The organism is Candidatus Schekmanbacteria bacterium (assembly GCA_016219965.1).
GTDB lineage: Bacteria > Schekmanbacteria > GWA2-38-11 > GWA2-38-11 > J061 > JACRJM01.
In genome coordinates, this window is the sequence record JACRJM010000015.1 from 281,068 (window position 1) to 299,346 (window position 18,279).

The 18,279-nt window shown below is 37.2% G+C and carries 17 protein-coding genes; 9 read left to right on the plus strand and 8 right to left on the minus strand.

Going from position 1 to position 18,279, the window contains the following annotated elements; all coding sequences use genetic code 11:
- Positions 1–19: 19 nt before the first annotated feature.
- Together HZA77_14575 and HZA77_14580 are read left to right on the plus strand one after the other, a co-directional pair.
- Positions 20–418 (plus strand): hypothetical protein, encoded by a 399-nt coding sequence (locus HZA77_14575; protein MBI5376656.1) that lies wholly within the window; start codon positions 20–22, stop codon positions 416–418.
- A complete protein-coding gene (locus tag HZA77_14580) occupies positions 405–749 on the plus strand; it encodes a hypothetical protein (protein MBI5376657.1) in 345 nt (114 codons plus the stop codon). The genes HZA77_14575 and HZA77_14580 overlap by 14 nt, the downstream gene beginning before the upstream one ends.
- Positions 750–785: 36 nt before the next feature.
- On the opposite strand, the gene cofH is transcribed toward HZA77_14580, so the two are convergent.
- Entirely contained in the window at positions 786–1,898 is a 1,113-nt protein-coding gene (cofH, locus tag HZA77_14585) for a 7,8-didemethyl-8-hydroxy-5-deazariboflavin synthase subunit CofH (GenBank protein MBI5376658.1), read from the minus strand.
- A gap of 258 nt (positions 1,899–2,156) precedes the next feature.
- Between cofH and tnpA the strand changes: the two genes are divergently transcribed.
- The 4 genes from tnpA to HZA77_14605 all read left to right on the plus strand — a co-directional run bounded on the left by tnpA (position 2,157) and on the right by HZA77_14605 (position 5,358).
- Entirely contained in the window at positions 2,157–2,543 is a 387-nt protein-coding gene (gene tnpA / locus HZA77_14590) for an IS200/IS605 family transposase (protein ID MBI5376659.1), read from the plus strand.
- 244 nt (positions 2,544–2,787) lie between these two features.
- A complete protein-coding gene (locus HZA77_14595; GenBank protein ID MBI5376660.1) occupies positions 2,788–3,993 on the plus strand; it encodes a radical SAM protein in 1,206 nt (401 codons plus the stop codon).
- Positions 3,994–4,019: 26 nt separating this feature from the next.
- The gene (locus tag HZA77_14600; GenBank protein ID MBI5376661.1) at positions 4,020–4,535 is read left to right on the plus strand and encodes an adenine phosphoribosyltransferase; all 516 of its coding nucleotides are present in this window, start codon (positions 4,020–4,022) and stop codon (positions 4,533–4,535) included.
- Positions 4,536–4,581: 46 nt separating this feature from the next.
- The gene (locus HZA77_14605) at positions 4,582–5,358 is read left to right on the plus strand and encodes a hypothetical protein (GenBank protein ID MBI5376662.1); all 777 of its coding nucleotides are present in this window, start codon (positions 4,582–4,584) and stop codon (positions 5,356–5,358) included.
- A gap of 223 nt (positions 5,359–5,581) precedes the next feature.
- Here HZA77_14605 and HZA77_14610 read toward each other — a convergent pair whose 3' ends face one another.
- Both HZA77_14610 and HZA77_14615 read right to left on the minus strand, forming a co-directional pair.
- Complete coding sequence (locus HZA77_14610) at positions 5,582–5,776, minus strand: helix-turn-helix transcriptional regulator (protein MBI5376663.1); 195 nt, start codon at positions 5,774–5,776, stop codon at positions 5,582–5,584.
- Positions 5,777–5,932: 156 nt separating this feature from the next.
- The gene (locus tag HZA77_14615) at positions 5,933–6,859 is read right to left on the minus strand and encodes an NAD(P)H-binding protein (protein MBI5376664.1); all 927 of its coding nucleotides are present in this window, start codon (positions 6,857–6,859) and stop codon (positions 5,933–5,935) included.
- 277 nt (positions 6,860–7,136) lie between these two features.
- On the opposite strand from HZA77_14615, the gene HZA77_14620 reads away from it, so the two are divergent.
- Positions 7,137–10,124, plus strand: coding sequence for an O-antigen ligase family protein (locus HZA77_14620; protein MBI5376665.1), 2,988 nt, complete (start codon positions 7,137–7,139; stop codon positions 10,122–10,124).
- 95 nt (positions 10,125–10,219) lie between these two features.
- On the opposite strand, the gene HZA77_14625 is transcribed toward HZA77_14620, so the two are convergent.
- The 4 genes from HZA77_14625 to HZA77_14640 all read right to left on the minus strand — a co-directional run bounded on the left by HZA77_14625 (position 10,220) and on the right by HZA77_14640 (position 14,979).
- On the minus strand, positions 10,220–11,227 hold the full coding sequence (locus HZA77_14625; GenBank protein MBI5376666.1) for an undecaprenyl/decaprenyl-phosphate alpha-N-acetylglucosaminyl 1-phosphate transferase: 1,008 nt from the start codon (positions 11,225–11,227) through the stop codon (positions 10,220–10,222).
- Between the two features lie 6 nt (positions 11,228–11,233).
- The gene (locus HZA77_14630) at positions 11,234–12,217 is read right to left on the minus strand and encodes an NAD-dependent epimerase/dehydratase family protein (protein MBI5376667.1); all 984 of its coding nucleotides are present in this window, start codon (positions 12,215–12,217) and stop codon (positions 11,234–11,236) included.
- 112 nt (positions 12,218–12,329) lie between these two features.
- A complete protein-coding gene (locus HZA77_14635; protein MBI5376668.1) occupies positions 12,330–13,427 on the minus strand; it encodes a glycosyltransferase in 1,098 nt (365 codons plus the stop codon).
- Entirely contained in the window at positions 13,405–14,979 is a 1,575-nt protein-coding gene (locus HZA77_14640) for a glycosyltransferase family 39 protein (GenBank protein MBI5376669.1), read from the minus strand. The genes HZA77_14635 and HZA77_14640 overlap by 23 nt, the downstream gene beginning before the upstream one ends.
- A gap of 97 nt (positions 14,980–15,076) precedes the next feature.
- Between HZA77_14640 and HZA77_14645 the strand changes: the two genes are divergently transcribed.
- Together HZA77_14645 and HZA77_14650 are read left to right on the plus strand one after the other, a co-directional pair.
- Complete coding sequence (locus tag HZA77_14645; protein MBI5376670.1) at positions 15,077–16,258, plus strand: glycosyltransferase family 4 protein; 1,182 nt, start codon at positions 15,077–15,079, stop codon at positions 16,256–16,258.
- A gap of 9 nt (positions 16,259–16,267) precedes the next feature.
- A complete protein-coding gene (locus HZA77_14650; GenBank protein ID MBI5376671.1) occupies positions 16,268–17,422 on the plus strand; it encodes a glycosyltransferase family 4 protein in 1,155 nt (384 codons plus the stop codon).
- Here the strand turns inward: HZA77_14650 and HZA77_14655 are convergent.
- Positions 17,410–18,219, minus strand: a complete 810-nt coding sequence (locus HZA77_14655; GenBank protein MBI5376672.1) for a glycosyltransferase — start codon at positions 18,217–18,219, stop codon at positions 17,410–17,412. The two genes, HZA77_14650 and HZA77_14655, sit on opposite strands and share 13 nt — an antisense overlap.
- Positions 18,220–18,279: the final 60 nt, after the last annotated feature.

Here is an 18,279-nt window from a genome sequence, read left to right on the forward strand (position 1 = left end):
ATTTTTTGAGGACTAAATCTTGAATTCGACTTTAGATATTATATTTCTTGTAGCAATCATACTTTTTGCGCTAATAACAGGAGCGGTAATTTCTCTTATAATGCAGCTTAAAAAAACAGTTGGAAAAATTGAAAAAACAATTGATGACGTTGATACTGTATTAATTCCTCTTTTGAAAAAAGTAGATAGTTCACTTGAACATGTTAATTCTATCAGCATGCAGCTTGATGAGGGTTTGAATAGTGCAGGACAGACACTAAAAAGCGTTAAGGACGTTGCAGGTACCATAAAACAGGTAGTTTCATTGCTTTCAGCTGAAAATATAATTAAGAGCATTATACGTTCGTCAACTTGGGTTGGCGTGAAAGCTGGGGCAGAAGTGTTAAAAAGAAGATGGATAAACCGTGGGAGGAAATAAAATGAGTGATAACAATGGCGGGATGTCAGGAATTCTTACTTTTTTAGCAGGTGTAATAACAGGCTCCGTGGTTACAACCATTATCTTAACACAAGAGGAAAAATTTCAGGTAAAAGAAAAAATTCTAGAGGCAACTGATGATATGAGCAGTAAGGTTAAGGAAGCCTCAGAAAATGCGAAAAAGAAAGTTAATGAGGTCATTGAGTTCAGCAAGCAGAAACTTGAGGAACAAAAGTCCATATGGGCAGAGGCTATTGATGCCGGAAAAGAAGCAATAAGAAAAGAAAGAGAATTGCTTAGAAGTGAAAAGTCCTCAGGGATAGACAACTAGTTAATTATCAGTTTATACTTATTTACGGCTGGCTTATTATAAAGATTGAATATATGAGGAGGGATTTCTTTTATCCGGGTGCCTATACAGCGTGTTTCGTTCAATAGGAATTTTCCCTGCTGAAATGATTAGCTTTATTAATTCTTGCTCTGTGATCGAGCTTCCATAAGTTGCTCCTGCTGCCTTTGATATGTTTTCCTCACCTAATGTTCCTCCAATGTCATTTACTCCACAGCTCAGGGATTTTTTCACGTTTTCTTTGCCTATTTTAACCCAACTTGCCTGAATGTTTGGGAGCAAGCTTCCAAAGTAGAGGCGGCTTACTGCAAACAGTCTGAATACATTCTGAACATTATAAGCAGGTATCTGATATTCTTTTGCGAGAGCAGTATTTGTAGCGATAAATGGGAGTGGAACCAACTCTGTAAAGCCGAGAGTTTTCTCCTGAATATCTCTTATTATGGACAAGTGAGTTGCCAGCTGTTCTGGTGTCTCGATATGTCCGAACATTACAGTTGCCGTTGTAGGTATATGTAAATTATGAGCTGTTTTTATAATTCTTATCCATTCATCTGAAGATATTTTTCCCGGACAGATTTTCTTTCTCACATCATCGCACAGTATTTCTGCTGCTGTTCCAGGAATTGATCCGAGGCCATTTTCTTTAAGTATAGATAAAACATTGTCTATTGATATTTTTGATTTTTCTGAAATAAATGCAATCTCCATTGGAGAGAAGGCATGAATGTGTATTGATGGGTGTTTAGCCTTTATTTTTTGTAATATTGTTACATAAAACTCAATGTCAAGGTCTTCATTAAGCCCACCCTGGATACAAACCTCTGTGATAGATATATCTAAATCATTAATTAGATTTTCAATCGGTGAAATATATGCATCCTTGTCATCATGATTGCGTTTGAAAGCGCAAAACTTACATTCATTGCGGCAAATATTTGTAAAATTAAAATTTCTGTTTTTTACGTATGTTACTATATCTCCGCAAATTGACTTTCTGAGTTTATCAGCTGCAGCGTATAGAAGAGTTAGTTCTTCATTTTTTTCTATTTTTAAGAGAAAACTTAACTCACCATGGCTAAGTCTTTCCCCGGAAAGAGCTTTTGAGATTATATTCTGTATGTATTCCATTGATATAGATGTGGTTTTTGAAAAGGTTATTATCTCTTTTGACCTTCTTTGTCAAATTGCAGATTTTATCGGTGATGTCTTTAAACTTGTGTCAGAGGAAAGAGGGGTGCATCCTTAAGATGTTTTTCGGTAAACAATTTAATTAATCAGCCTAAACCACCTATGAAATTGGTGGTGGGGGGTGGGGGCGAAGGCCCCACCCCGTTTAAGTCCACCAAAGTGATTGGTGGGAGGTTAATGTTATGGTAATATTAACATATGGGATTATATCAGAAAAGTTCTCATGTTGTAGACCAATGCAAGTATCATTTTGTGTGGGTTCCGAAGTATCGATTTCGGATACTTGACAAGAAACTAAGGGAAGAGCTTAAGAAGATAATAGAGCAGCTATGCAATTGGGAAGATTTTGTGATAATCGAGGGGAGTATCCAGCTAGATCATGTGCATTTGTTTTTGTCTGTGCCTCCGAAATATTCTCCATCCCAAGAGATGAAGGTATTGAAAGGCAAGAGTGCAGAGCGGATGATGAAGGCTCATGAAGAATTGAGGAAAAAGTATTGGGGTCAACATATGTGGGCAAGAGGGTATTTTGTGAACACAGTTGGGATTGATGAGGAAACTATAAAAAAGTACATAGCAGAATAGGAAGAAGAGGAAAGGCAAGAAGAGCAACTACGGATTTGGAAATAAGAGTGCGTAGCACGATGCTTTTAAAGCCACCGACAAGGTCGGTGGTAATTTACTCTATATACTATTCGAAATATCTTAAACAGTAATTTTCCAGAAGCAGTCAAAAAGTTATTGACAATGTTTTTATTAATTAAATAAACTTCTAACTCTTGAGGATATTATTATCTAACAAGTATTTAAAGAAAGGATGGGATGTTTCATGGAGCATTATGAATTATTAGGATTAGAACTTGAACTTGATGGGAGTGGATTTGTACAAGGTAAGGCTACTGGAACACTTTCAAAAGAATTGTCAGGTTTTTTTGACCTTTATCTTATGAAGCTTAATACCAATAAAGTAATTGCTGTTAAAAGAAATGGGAATGTTTATACTTGCTTTCTTCCTCCTTTACCAAGCAAAGCAGGTGTTAAGGACCTTACTCGAAAACTATTGAGAAAATTTCTAAATTTTAAAATCCCGTCAACCTGTACTTTAAGCGTGACATATGCCTGTCAGGCAAAATGTGTCCATTGCAGTGCAGACAATAATATGAAAAAAAGAGGGAAGGAACTCACAACGGAAGAGTTTAAGAATGTCCTTGATCAGGCAATCGCTCTTGGTGTTGTGAATATAACTCTTACAGGTGGAGAACCTCTTTTAAGAAAAGATATCTTTGAACTTATAAAACATGTTAATACTGATGATGCAAACTGCATGATGTTCTCTAACGGGGAATATCTAACGGTGGAAAATTGCAAAAAACTTTCTGATTCAGGGCTGTTCGCGGTAATGGTAAGTATTGACAGTCCAGATCCAACAGTCCACGATCAGCAAAGAGGTGTCAAAGGACTTTTTGATAAAGCCATTAAAGGAATTCAGAATGCAAAGAATGCTGGAATTCTTGTTGGAATATCAACATATGCAACGAGAGAAGATTATCACAATGGAAGTCTTGAAAAAATCCTGACACTTGGCAAAGAAATTGGAGTCAATGAAGTTGTAGTTTTTGATCCGGTTCCTACAGGAAAGCTTATGGACAATGTCAATATGATATTATCCATGGAAGAGAAAGAAGAAATAGCTAAACTGACTAATGAATACAGACTCAGACCTGGTTATCCCGGAGTAATCACTCAGTCCTGGATTAACGGACCTAAAGGATCAGGCTGTTTTGCAGGAAACGAACAATTCTATATGACGGCCTATGGAGATATCTGTCCGTGCGATTTTACACCCCTGTCTTTTGGAAATATAAAAGATGATTCGCTGGAAACTATATGGTATAGACTACTTTCACATCCTGCTTATGAGAGTAAATGCAACCATTGCAGGATGCAGGATTCTGAATTCAGATCTAAATATATAGATACAATACCAGATGATATTATTTATCCTTATGAAATTTATAAAAACAACGTTGTATAAATATGTCTGATTGTATGGAGGAAGAAATGGAGGAATTAAAAAAACTAATTAGAGATGTTCATGATTTTCCTAAAAAGGGAATCATTTTTAAAGACATTGCTCCACTTATTGGGAATCCGTCAGCATTTAAAAAGGTGATTGATTCTCTTGCTTTGCGACATGCCGGTAAAAAAATTGATAAGGTTGTAAGCGTGGAAGCAAGAGGGTTTATTTTTGGAGCTGCTCTAGCGTATTGTATTGGTGCAGGCATTATACCTGTAAGAAAACCTGGGAAACTACCATATAAGACGACTAGCATTGAATATGAGCTTGAGTATGGTACTGACAAGCTTGAGATTCATGATGATGCGATTAGTGCTGGTGATAATGTTATAATAGTAGATGACCTTCTTGCTACCGGCGGAACAATTAATGCTGTTTCCAAGCTGGTAGAAAAAAATGGCGGGATAATTAAAGAAATAGATTTTGTCATTGAGCTGTCATTTCTTGAAGGCAGAAAAAAACTACTAGGTATGCCAATATTTTCTTTATTAACGTTTTAGAGTTATATTTTTTCTATTGTGTTTTATTTATAATAAAGAACAGATAATGAAAATGATAAAAACTATTTTCTGGAGGAAGAGGTTTATGCGTGCGTTGACTAGATACCTGATAGTTGTTATTTTATTGCCTCTTTGTGCATGCGTTCCTTCACCAGTTGAGCGTCTTGAAAGAATAGAAAAACTACTTAACAACCTTGAAAAGGAAATAAATATCACAAAGACATCTCCGGAACTCGCAGATTTACATATGTATGTAAATAATTATGGACGTGAAATTGAGCGGGTGTCAAACCTTGAATATAAAGATTCAAATTCATATCAGCAAAATTCTACAGTATTAGCTGAAATAAATATTACACTTGATGATATCAGAAAAAATATTCCATCTGTTAGTGCTCAAGAATTAAATGATGAAATGAAGGGCAGTTTTCTTAGAACAACAGAACGGTTTGCAGAATTTGTTTCTTTTTTAAAGGATAGGGATACGGCAATAGCTAAAGGTGAGGCTATGTATAGAGATTCAGAAGCAGTAATGTCTAAAGCTGATGCAGCTTTAAAACAGGGTAAAAAGGAAGATGCGGTAAGTTTTTTAAAGGAAGGAAAAGAATATTTTGTATCTGGAAACAGTGAATTTATTAAAGCTGATGAGCTTTCAAATAAACTTCTACAAACAAGAAGTGCCGTGGCAGAAGCTCATAAACAATTTTCTGTACTTGTTAGGGAAAAACTAGGTATTGAACTTCCTGAAATGGGTGAGTTGAAGTTTATTGATAAAGATGAAAAACGGCTTGATCGGACAGTGAAAGCTTTAAACAGTAAATAGTAACTAAAAAAAACTCTTTATTGTTTGTAGTGTGTGCCAGAGGAGAAGTGATAAAAGAGTAGCTGTCGATGACAAACCTACTATGAAAAATAAACGAATCTGGCTATCAATTTGCTTATCTGTTTTTCTTATTATAAAATAACGTTGCAAAAAATTCATCTTCATCGATTCTCCCAAAAATAAATAGTCTTGGTTCAATAAATATTTTTTTCATATGGGCATTTTATTGAAATAATTCTGCACTTTCAATGCCAAGTAACCTTGAAAGAGCTTCTTCCTCTTCTTTTCGTGGTTTTGTATAACCATGAATTATTCTCGATAATCTTGAAGCTGATACCCCTGTTTCTCTTGCAATTTCACCCTGTGTCATACCGCTTCTTCTTATAATGTTTTTTAGCAACAGGTTTATTTTTAGCATTTAATTATTCTCCTTTCATTTGTGGCTATTTAATCGGAATTATGAATTCCATTATTAATGTTTAAACAAATCATAATCTTACTTTACGGATAAAATAAAAAAGCCTCAGTAACTTAAGTTACTAAGGCTCCAATTAAAACTAATTGAAAAGTAAGTTTATTTCTGTTGTTTTGCTGCTAATGAAGCTTTTACTGCTGGAACTACCTGTTTTAAGAAATCTCCAACCTTCTGAAATTCGATTCCGAAGATTGCTTTAATTTGTGCATGGTCAAGAATTGTATCATTAATAAAATCTTTGATTTGCTCAGCTGAGAAGAAAGATTTCTGAGGATTATTCTTTACCATCTCTATGAGTTGTTCTTTGGAAACGCCTTCAGTGTAATTAGCTTTTATCCCAGCTTCTTTAGCAATCATGTTGAGTAGATCGCCCTGTGTTATGCACTCAGGGCCTCCAATCTCAAGGCTTTGATTCGATGCTTTCGGATTTGTTAAAGAATCTATCATGCATTTTGCAAGATCAATATGAGACAAAGGATTCATATGGAAATGGACAGGACCAAAAGGCCATCTGTTTGTTTCTCCCATTTCTATTACTTTAGGGACATGATAAAAACGAAAATCCTTAAACATGCCTGAAGGCTTAAATATGGTATAATTTATACCTGAGTTTCTTATTGTTTCTTCTGCCTGATGCTTTGCCTGATACATATCAGATACACAGTGAGAGCCGACTCCAACGGCAGACACATGAATTAGCTTCTTAACTCCTTTCTGCTTTGCAACATCTACAAGGTTTTTAACTCCTGTAAGTTCAACATCCTGATAAGTACGACCTTTTTTCATTTCACCAGGTGTGAGCCTGATTGAAATTATGAGTGCATCGATTCCTTCCATAGCCTTACCAAGTGAAGTCTTATCAAGTATATCTCCCTCTATAAATTCAATTTTATCTTTTGCTGAACCAAGTTTATCTCTGTTTGATGTACTTCTTATAAGAGCTTTTACTTTGTGTCCTTTTTCAACAGCAATTTTTGCTGATTCACATCCAACGTCACCAGTTGCGCCAACAATTAAAATATTCATATATTCCTCCATCAAAAATTAGGTTAATTCTCTTAACTATTATGGGTTTTACTAATTGACATGAGAATAAAGTCAAGATGTTTTTTCTTCTATATGAGTTATTTGTATGCATATCAATCTAATAATTAAGGACTGCTTTAATAATAAACTAAAAAAATCAAAAATTATTTTTGTATTGTTTGCAAAGTTGAAATCTGTTGAAGTAATATAATCTATTGAAAAAAAGTTTTTTGACCTGGAATTTATAAAATTACATGTATCAAATTATGGAGAGAAAATGGATAATAAAATATCTATATTTTTAATTAGCGCAATAAGGAATTTATTATTTGCAGCAATTGCTGTTACTCCTGTTTTTTTCAATGTTACATCCAGAAGAATATTCGAGCCAGACAAGATAGCTAACCTAAGAATACTTGCTCTTATGGCTTTTTTATTTTTTCTGATATATTTTATAGAAAATAAGAAACATACTGTTGCGCCATATTTGAAATATTCTTCTCTGCTTTTAATTTCCGTACTTTTTTATTTTCTCTCTGAGGTGATTTCAACGATATTCTCTATTATTCCCCAATACAGTATATGGGGTAGTTACTTCAGGCAGCAGGGTATTTATACAGTTTTTGCATATTTAATCTTTTTTTTCGGAGCACTATATTTTCTCTCCTCGTCCTTTTTTTACAGGGAATTCTTCATAAATGTCATTATTGCATCGTCTGTTCCGGTTTCAATTTGGGGTATTTTCCAGTCCGCAGGGATAGATCCTATTCCGTGGGCAGTTCAAGACATTTCCGCACGAGTAACATCGTCGTTGGGAAATCCAATATTTCTCTCAGCATATTTAATCATGGTCTTTCCTGTTACACTTAGCAGGGTGATCATTCTTTTTGAAAATAGAAATAAAAGCAAGGGAATGCATATCCCAAATGTAATTATTCATGTTTTATTTCTCATTGTGCAGATTTTAGCCATTTATATGACCAAAAGCCGGGGCCCACTTCTTGGATTTGCTGCAAGCATGCTCTTTTTTATTCTTTGTTACAGCAAGCTATCTGGTAAGAAATTCATGAAGTATGTTTCAACCGTTGTACTGATCATATCAATAATAACCGGGCTTATCCTGGCAAATGCTATTATGCGGGGGAACGGTGAGGCTCCTTCAAACGTAGGTATAGATGCCAGCGGGAATCCTGAAAGGATACTTAATGTTGCTGAGACGGAGTCTGGAACAGGCAAAGTAAGGCTTTTGATCTGGAAGGGAGCTATAAAACTAATTAAAAGCAGTCCATTGTCCAGAATACTCGTTGGTTATGGTCCAGAAAGCATGTACGTTTCATACAATAAAGTCTATGAATCAGAACTTTCAAAATATGAGTCATTAGAAGCTGTACCTGACAGGTCACATAATGAACCATTAGATATTCTTTCATCAAAAGGTGTAATAGGGATTATAGCATTTATTGCAGTTTACATAGCTCTCTTCTCAATGGCATTCAGGAGGCTGGGGATACTTGCGGACAAAAAAAATGAGACATATTTTTGGATTGCCGGCTTTTTAATTCCAATCATTCTGACTTTGTTGATTATATGGTTTACTGTTTTTGAGGAATTGACAGGAGTTGCTATAGGGACTGGTATTTTTCTTACTATTATTCTTTTCCTCTTCAGAGGCAAAAATACTGGTGAGAATATTAACGATAATGATGTCACTTACAGTAATAAATTATATGTCGCCGGATTTCTTTCCGGTATTATTGGGCACCTGATTGAAGTACAGACAGGAATTCCCATAGCGTCAACAAATCTCTACTTCTGGGTCTATTCAGGAAGCATTATAGCTTTTCTTTCTTATAATAATATTGAGGAAGAGAATAAGAATAAATTGTCCCAATTGAGTAATCCTGCGCATTGCAAGACAGGGAATTGGCTCTCATCAATGATTGTTATAATTCTTCTTATAACGACTATGTTCGATTTTTTATCAAGCGATATTGGCCTTCAAAGAAGTTCATCATTTTACTTTATATTTATCTCAATTATATGGATTCTCACCGGTTGTATATTTTGCTTCCAATATCAATATAAAGATGAAGATAAAAAAGGAACGTATAGTAAAGAACTTATCAAGAACGGGGCCATAATTTTTGTTTCTTCTGCAGCAGTATTCTCTGTATGTCTTGTGCTTTATTTTATACTCATGAAGCCTGATGTTTCTTTAAAACATTTATTAGCTGCCGACCAAATTTCAAATTATATAGGTTATTATATAGTGACAATCATATTAATTATATTAGCCGCATCAGTTGCAGAAGTTGCTAACATCCCCGCTAGTAATAGGCTATCAACAAGTCCATTCAGGCTGGCAGTTTATGTTCTTGCCGGAATAATTTGCGGAGTTTTTGCTTATCGAATTAATATCTTTCCTATAAAGGCTGACTGTTATTTTAATGTCGGGTCAACGCTCAAGAGTTCAAAGGGTCAGGATCTTTCGATGCCTTTTTTTGAAAAGGCTGTTTTATATAATCCAACCGAGGAAGTTTATAGAAAAGCACTTGGCGTTGCATTCATGTCTAATGGTGTTCGTGATAGCAAGGATAGGCAGATGTGGTTCGATAAGGCAGAAAATGAAGTGGAGGCTGCATGCAAGTTAAATCCTGAAAATGCACATAACTTTTATGTTATGGGGTTAATGTATAAACAGTGGGCGACTGTAGAGGCGTCACCTGCTAAAAGAAAATCTCTTTTAGAGAAAGCAGCAAAAGCTTTTGAGACTTCTATTTCCCTAACCCCTGGGAGAGGATATATTTATCGCGAAGCAGGGGAAAGCTACATGATTTTAGGGGAATTAACAAAAGCAAAGGATTATTTTCAAACCTCTGCAAATCTCAATAACAGAGACGAAAATTCCTGTATACTTCTTGGAGATATTCTACGCAAACTTGGAAAACCTGATGATGCGCTTAAAGCATATACAGAGGCTGTCAAAAGAAAGCCTGATTCTATCAGAGCATACAGCTCAATGGCTTATATATATACTATGAAAAATGACAACCTGCATGCCATAGAGGGGAACCAAAAAGTTCTTGGAATAAATCCAAATGATTATGATGCGCATAAGAATCTTGCAATTTTATATGACAGGATTACCCGTTATAACGATGCTTTGAATGAAGCTCAAAAAGCTTTTGCAGTTGCACCAAAAAATCAGAAGGAAAGGATGGGGAAGTATATCGAGGAGCTAAAATTACGTATGAAGAGAAGTTAGATTCAAGAGAAGCTTATACTTCACTCACTTAGAGAAATCTACTGATTAGCGGTTGGGTCGTTAATGATTATCTGATTATTGGATGACAAAATTGACTAATTGCGTTTACCTTCGTAAAGCCTTTCCATGAAAACAACACCGATTATTCCGATTAATATCGTTGCGGCAAATACCATATAACCGGTTATACCCGGGAAATAGAAAATCAATACCCCGAGGGCTCCGAATAATAATGATATAAGGTAAACAACATATGCTACTTTTTTATGCGACAAACCCAACAGACAGAGCCTGTGAGTTGAATGATCTTTGCCTGGTGTAGTAAATGGGTTTAATCCTTTTTTAGCACGTGAGATGGTTACTAATGTTGTATCAAATATTGGAAATGAAAGTATCACAACAGGGATCATCCATGTGTTTTCCACCGCTAACCCCGGGAATCTTAATTTTATGCCGACTGAAGCGAGAAGAAAACCTATGAACATGCTCCCGGTATCTCCCATGAAAATACGTGCGGGATTCAAATTGTATCTTAAAAAACCTAGACAGGCGCCAAGCATAGCTGCAGCAAGGCTTCCAACAAGATACTGCCCGTTCATTATCGCAAGTACTAAAAAAGAAAGTGAAGCAATAGATGCAACTCCTCCAGCTATCCCATCCATGTTGTCAAGGAGGTTGATGGAGTTGGTTATTCCAATAACCCATAATCCTGTTATTAGTATATTTATAAATTCTGACTCGAATATTTCTACTTTTACTCCGGTTGAAACCAGGACAAAAAGTGGAATTAGCTGACCTCCAAATTTCAAGGCAGGATTAAGCTCCCTCCAGTCGTCGTATAAACCGAAAAATGATACAAGGGTTGCTCCGGTAAATATACCGAAACACTGATCTATTCTGAATTCTGACCTGAATATGATTAGAGCGATGAGAAATGATAAATAAATTGCAGCACCGCCAAGCAGAGGGGTAGCAGCCATGTTAAGTCTCTCAGAGCTGGGGGTATTAATTATTCCTGTTTTTATGCCAACTTTTCTTGCAAGTGGTGTCAGTGCCAATGATAATACGAGGGCGCACGCAAATATTAAAATAAAATAGCTCATATTCCCTTATAAAAGCCTTTTTAACGGAACACTCTTAAACCAGTCTATTGTTTTTTTAAGACCCTCTTCAAACCCGATTTCTCCTTCAAAACACAGTTCATCTTTTGCAAGAGATACATCAGCAGAACGTGACGGTATATCTTCAAAATTTGTACCATAGATATCTTCAGGCTTGATGAATGTTATTGGTGATTTTGAGCTGGTAAGTCTTTTTATCGCTTTTGCGAGGTCGACGATTTGGATTTTAGAATTGCTTCCCAGGTTATATAGTTTTCCTATTGAGCGCTTTGATTCCCCTGCAAGCATTGTTCCGCGTGCGGTGTCTCTTACAAAAGTAAAAGAACGTATCTGTGTGCCGTTTCCGAAGATTGTTATTGGTTTTTCTTCAAGCGCCTGCATGATGAATTTTGCAACTACACTTCCATAGCCGTCGGGTTTTGATTTTGGTCCATACGCATTAAAGTAGCGGACAACTGTAACCTCAAGCCCGCTTTTTTTAAGGGACATTGCGAGATGTTCTCCAAGTGCCTTTGAAACAGCATAAGACCATCTCGGTACTGAGGAATTACCGAGTATCATATCCCCGCTCTCTTTGAAGAACTGCCCCGGACTTTTACCGTAAACTTCAGAGGACGAAGTGAATACCATTCTCTTGTTATGCGTCAGGCAAGTTCTCATTACTTTTTCTGTTCCAGAATAATTGACGTAAATTCCGCGTGCCGGATTATCTACCACATGTTTAACACCGACCAATGCAGCAAGATGATAAACAACGTCCACTGTTGGAATAATTTCTTCGAGTATTTTATCATCCAGGATATCTCCTCTGACAAAGTTTATAAGACCTTTTTCGAGGAGGTTGCTTAAATTTTCAAGGCTGCCGATGGACAGGTCATCAAGAACCGTTACCTCATATCCCTTCCCGACAAGAATATCCGTGAGATGAGATCCTATGAACCCCGCTCCACCTGTAACAAGACATTTCATCATCAAATACCTTTCATCAAAGACTATGGTTTATAACACAGTACAGAATTAAACTAATAAATAATTGTGTGATTATACTTTACGCTTATGTTTTGGCAAACCTTTTATCATGGCATCAAATAGAATGGTATAGGGAGAGAATTCTGTCGGACATAACGGAAATGGTAAAATTATCTACCACACGTTTTTTTGCATTGTCGCCGAATGTTTTCATAAGTCCCGGGTTGTTTAAAATTTTAGTGGCTGATGATGATATGCCATCAGGGGCTTTCGCCTTTACGACAAATCCGGTTACGCCATCTATGTTCACAAACGATGTTCCTGTACCAAGCTCTGTGCTTATGAGGGGCTTTGCGCAGGCCATAGCTTCAAGAAGTACCGTCCCAAAAGCTTCACTTTTTTCTGTAGAAGGAAGGACAAATATATCGCAGGCATGGAAATAATCGGGCAAATTCTCATAAGAAACTTCACCTGTGAAAAAAACCTTTTCTTCAAGTTGTAAACTCTTTACCATCTCCTTGAGCTCAGTTTCCATAGGCCCCGTTCCTACTATCAACAGAAATGCGTTTATTTCTTTCATCGCCTCTATCAATACAGGGAGTCCCTTATAATAACGGAGTTTTCCTACAAAAAGAAGAAGAGGGGTGCCGTATCTGGTTCTGATCGCATCCTGCCCCTTAGTATTAATGTTTTCAAAAGGTGCTAAATCTATCCCGAGCGGAATTACTGCGCATTTATCCCGAAACCGTGAAAGGAAAGGGGATTTGGTGATATAGTTTTCGCTTGTAGCAATCAGACGGTCGGCTTTGTTAAGAACCCTTTCAAGCACGGGACGGTACAGCATGGCAATATATTTTTGTCTTACTATATCGCTGTGATAAGTAATCACTGTTTTTGCTTTGATACCTGAAATAAGATAAAAAGTCTCTCCAAGCGGGTAAGGAAAATGGAGATGGACGATCTGCGGCTTTAATTTTTTTAATATAGCAAGCATTGAGATGCTCAGCGGAGTAGACGCAACTGTCGCTATTCTTGAGGCTTTGATTATTTTTACTCCATTGAGAATTTCCGTAACTGTTTTATTGGTATTATTGGTCACCAGAACAGTTACATCGTATCCCTTTGATGACTCATATTCTGCAAGCATCTTTATATGGTTTTCGATCCCACCCAGAACAGGGTAGTAATCTTTATATATGTGAAGGATTTTCAATTGTCTCTCTGCCAGTTAAAAAAGGTATTTTCTTGAAGACTTTTGTTGTGACTTTATACTGATATGATTTTTTTTTAAACAAGAATTCCTTCAAAGCAAGGAACGTTTTATCGCTCTTAAGATAATTAATTTGTTTTTCAAAGGAATAGCCAATTTGTGTAACTGCCTCTTCAGGGTCATCTTCATATAGCTTTTGCATCCTGTCTCTTCCCAGAGAGACAATTATTACAAACTCCGGCCTCTTCTCCTTTATGGCAGAGATGGCATTCATCCTGTTGTCATATTCATATGTTTCAGGCCTCCTGGCGAGGCGTTCCAGATATTCAGGAACCGCTGAATCGGCAGGAGCAATTACTAAATCATTTTGGCTGTAATTGGCTGCGATTTCATGCGCTATCTCTCTTGATGGTATTGCATAAATTGGGTTTAGGAAAGAATCCCCCGAGAAATAAGATTTGATAGGGAAAAAGTTCAATATCACAAATATGGGAATGATAAGTTTCTTAAATCCCGGGAACGAATAAAATCCTTTTGCCAGTATGACGGTAAAAACCGGGAACAGGAAAAAACATCTTGAAGCAAATAAGATGAAAGAATGGTTTGAGGCTATCGTATTAAATATAATGAGCATTCCTGCGGCAGGTATTAAAAAAAGCGTTATTAACAGTAAAAAGATTTTCTTTTCCTCTTTCCAGAGAAAAAACAATCCTCTTGCTGTAAATATCGAAGTAATTGCCAGCAGCAGGAGAGCAGATATACCCCATGGGAATATAGTGCCACCACATGAGAACTCATAGAGCATATCGCCTGCAGCAGCAATAGTTCCCAGAGGAGAAGCAGAAAGGTCAGCATTAATATCATTAGAGAACCTGGATGTCTGATTCATTGAAAGAAGCAGTGCTGGAAGAATACAAAGTGCTATGATTGATTGAGTAATTATCCAGTATTTTGCTGGAATATTATGATAACGTTTAAGGATAAAAAAACATGCAGTGTGCGAGACGATAAGCAGCGCTGCCGGATAAAAACACCAGGGCACTGCTGCTGAAAATACAATGTATGACATCGTAACCGGCAGGGTTCTTTTGCCTTCCATTATTTTCAAGAATAAAATGTTGCATACACAGACTAAAAGTGCCTCCAGTACGTAATATCTTGCCATCCTGGAATAGAGAAGAAAAAAAGGTGATATGCCAATAATGAAGGAAGAAAGGATAGCTGTACTGCGAGTTAAAATTTTTTTTGTAAAGAAGTAATTAGCTGCAATGACGAGGAGTGCGCAGAGCACGGAAAAAAATCTTATTGATATGTCACTGTCTCCGGAAAGCTTTGCCCATAAAGAAAGTAGAAGAAAGTAGAGAGGAGGATGAACGTCGCCTGCTATGAAACTGAAAAAATCCCCGAAGGAATTGTTGAAATGCCGTACCGCATTAACTGAAAAAATCTCATCTACCCAAAGACTTTTTTCTCCAAGATCCATTGAAAGCAAGGCTGTTGCAATAAAGACGCCAAACAATATGAGAGCTGCATTAATATTTCCTTTTTTATCCATTTTTATGATTTTTTTATAGTTAATCCATGTAACAATATGTTATGGATATGATAAATTAGCGTAGCGTGACAAGTAAACCTGTTTTTTAAAAAAAAGAATGGTAGCTCATAAAAATAACAAAAAACCAGTAGTCCTTTTCTGGGAAGCACTTCCAAATGTTGCCGGAGGACAGAGGGTCTGCCTTGATGTCATCAGAGCACTTCGGGGAAGATGTGAGATGGTAGCGATCGTGCCTTCAAAAGGTGAATTTTCAGATGCTGCGGAAAGAGAAGGGGTTAAGTGTGTAGAGATCCCTTTTAAATCATATTCGCTCGTTAAGAAAAACGTTTCAGATGTTTTGTCATTCTTTACAGATACTCCGTCTGTTGTAAGCAAGGCGGTAGATATAATTAAGGGAATGGGTGTTACAGCAATATATGCAAGCAGTACAAGGGTGTTTTCGTGGGCTGCAATTGCCGGAAGAAAGGCTTCTGTCCCTGTTATATGGCATCTTCATAATATCCTTGGTGATTTTAAAACAAAGGCACTTGTAAAGATTTTATCCAATATGAAAAGCGTAAATCTTATACTTTCAGATTCAAAGTCAGCCGCCTTGCAGTATGGGAAAATGGCTGAAAGAGTTACCGTAATATACAATGGAGTTGACCTTACAAGGTTTTATCCTGATAAGAGAAAGCGCGTTGCTTTCAGAGACCTCTGCAGGATACCTCAAGATGCTGTTGTTGCCGGTACGGTCAGCGACCTTATCCCTCACAAAGGGCAAATAACATTTATAGAGTCAATGGGTAAACTTTGCAGGGACAATCCAAAACTTTTCGGAGTAATAGTTGGAAGGGCAAGGAGCGGATTTGAATGGTATGATGAAAAGCTCAAATCTGAGATTGCAAAATTAGGGCTCGATGGAAGGATTGTATTTACAGGTTACAGAAAAGATGTTGAGAATGTCCTTAACGGAATGGACATTCTTGTTGTCCCCTCATATTCTTCGGAGTCCTTCCCTCTGATAATCCTTGAAGCTTTTGCCTGCGGTACAGTTGTCGTGGCTTCAGCTTTCAGCGGAATGATGGAAGTAATCAATGACGGCGTAAGCGGTTTTTTATTTAAAACAGCCAGCAGCAATGAACTTGCTTCCAAGCTAGCGCTTCTTGCCGGTGACCCGCAATTGCTCCAAAAAATGGGACAATATGTAGAAGAAGAAGCAAAAAATCTTTACGATATGGAAATATTTAATGCGTCTGTAAGAAAAAGTTTTGCTCCTTTTATACAACCTGCTGAGTAATTTTCAAAGATGCCTGATATTAGAATCTGTTCCCCATGCATGGGCATTTCTCCTGATTCCGACCTTGGGGGAGAAGTTTATGAAAGAGAACTCTTATTAAGAATACCTAAATACGGCGGAAAACTCAGTCTAATACTTCCGAAGAACAGTAAAATCAGGGAAGATATGGTTTTTGAAAGCATCAATTATCTTCCAATTTCGCGACGGCTCAGATGGTTTGTTTCAAATCCACTTTATTTCAATGCCATAAAAAAAAATTATGCAGAAGAGGGCTTTGATCTGTTGCGTGTCCACTCGCTTCGGTTTATTGGTCCGGCAGCTATTATGTTCAGAAGTATTTATGGCGCAGGCATTCCGCTGATAGGGCATCATCATCATATAGACCCCGAGGTATTGAGCTTTGTCATTGACAGGAGAGTTGCCTCTGCCCTCGATCTTATCATAACTGTGAGCGAGTTTTCAAAAAAACAGATTATCAATGATTATGGAGTGGAAGAAGACAGGATTGTGGCTGTCTATAATGGTGTTGATGATAAATATAAGCCGTTTCCAAAAGATCCTGTTATGGAAAATAAATATGGGACCAATGGGAAGAAGGTTCTGATGTATATAGGGGGAATGAAGAAAAGAAAGAACCTGTCATTTCTCCTCGAGTGTCTGGCAGAGATAAGGAATGAAGAGTGGCTCTGTCTCATCTTCGGCAGAGGTGAAGAGCTTGCTTCTCTTAAGAGGAAAAGCGCAGCACTTGGGATTTCAAATCTTGTCAGATTTTGCGGCTATCTGCCTGAAGAGGAAAAATGCAGAGTTCTGAATATTTGCGATGTATATGTTTTTCCGTCACTGCTCGAGGGATTCGGGATGGCGGCTGTTGAAGCTATGGCTTGCGGAAAGCCTGTAGTGGGGCTAAATACAGCGTCGCTCCCTGAGATAATAGACGATGAGAAGACAGGGCTTTTATCTGTTCCGGGAGATAAAAGGGCTTATATAAACAATATCCTGTTGCTTTTGAAAGATGAAAATCTCAGGCAGAAATTAGGGAACAATGCAAGAGCTAAAACAGAGAAGTGTTATAGCTGGGATGAATCCGCAAGGAAGGTTATGGGCCACTATGAAGCGGTTACTGAAAGATTCAGGAAAACAGGAACAGATACTCAACGACCATAAAGGCTGCTTTTGAAGAAAGTCTTTCTAATAAATTTTCTCAATTGTTGAGGGGTAAGATAGGCAACGAGCGGTTTTATTACGTGTATTAAAGCGTAAGCAGGAAAATATCCTGCGAATATGTATTTAAGCCGCAGTTTGACTCCGGCAAGAAGCTGTGCATTGTCGGTTGTAAGGCACACGTTTCCTTCATGATAGCGCCTTTTAATCAGGGATTCGTCCAAATTGGCGAGTTTACATTTCTTAGACATCCTGATCCATAGGTCATAATCCTCAAGCATCCTAAGTGAACCGTTATAATAGCCTGCCTCTTCAAGTGATTCTTTCTTCATCATTATAGAGGCATGAAAGAATGGGTTTATTTTTATCATCAGGCTTTTTATATCTTTGTCATCTGATGGAAATTTTTTCTCGCCGATGATTTCCCCTGATGAATCTATCTCATAATATGATGTCCCAAGAACTGAAATATCCTGATTTTTTCTGAAGAATAATATCTGTCTTTCAAATCGTTCTTTCACTGAAATATCATCTGAATCCATCCTGGCGATGTATTTCCCTTGCGATTCTTTTGCGGCAATGTTCAACGCATATGCCAGCCCGTGATTTCTATCCAGCCTGATGATTTTTATTCGAGGGTCGTTATAGCTTTTTATTATTTCGTTTGTACGGTCAGTCGAGCAGTCATCAACTATGATAAATTCGAAATCATCATAACTCTGCGAGAGTATGCTTTCTATCGCCTCGCTTACATAGCGTTCACCGTTATATACTCCCATTATTACGCTTATTTCCGGCATAAATATTCCATCTTTCCTCTCTTATATTTTCAATCTCTATTATATGGAATTGTATCTCTC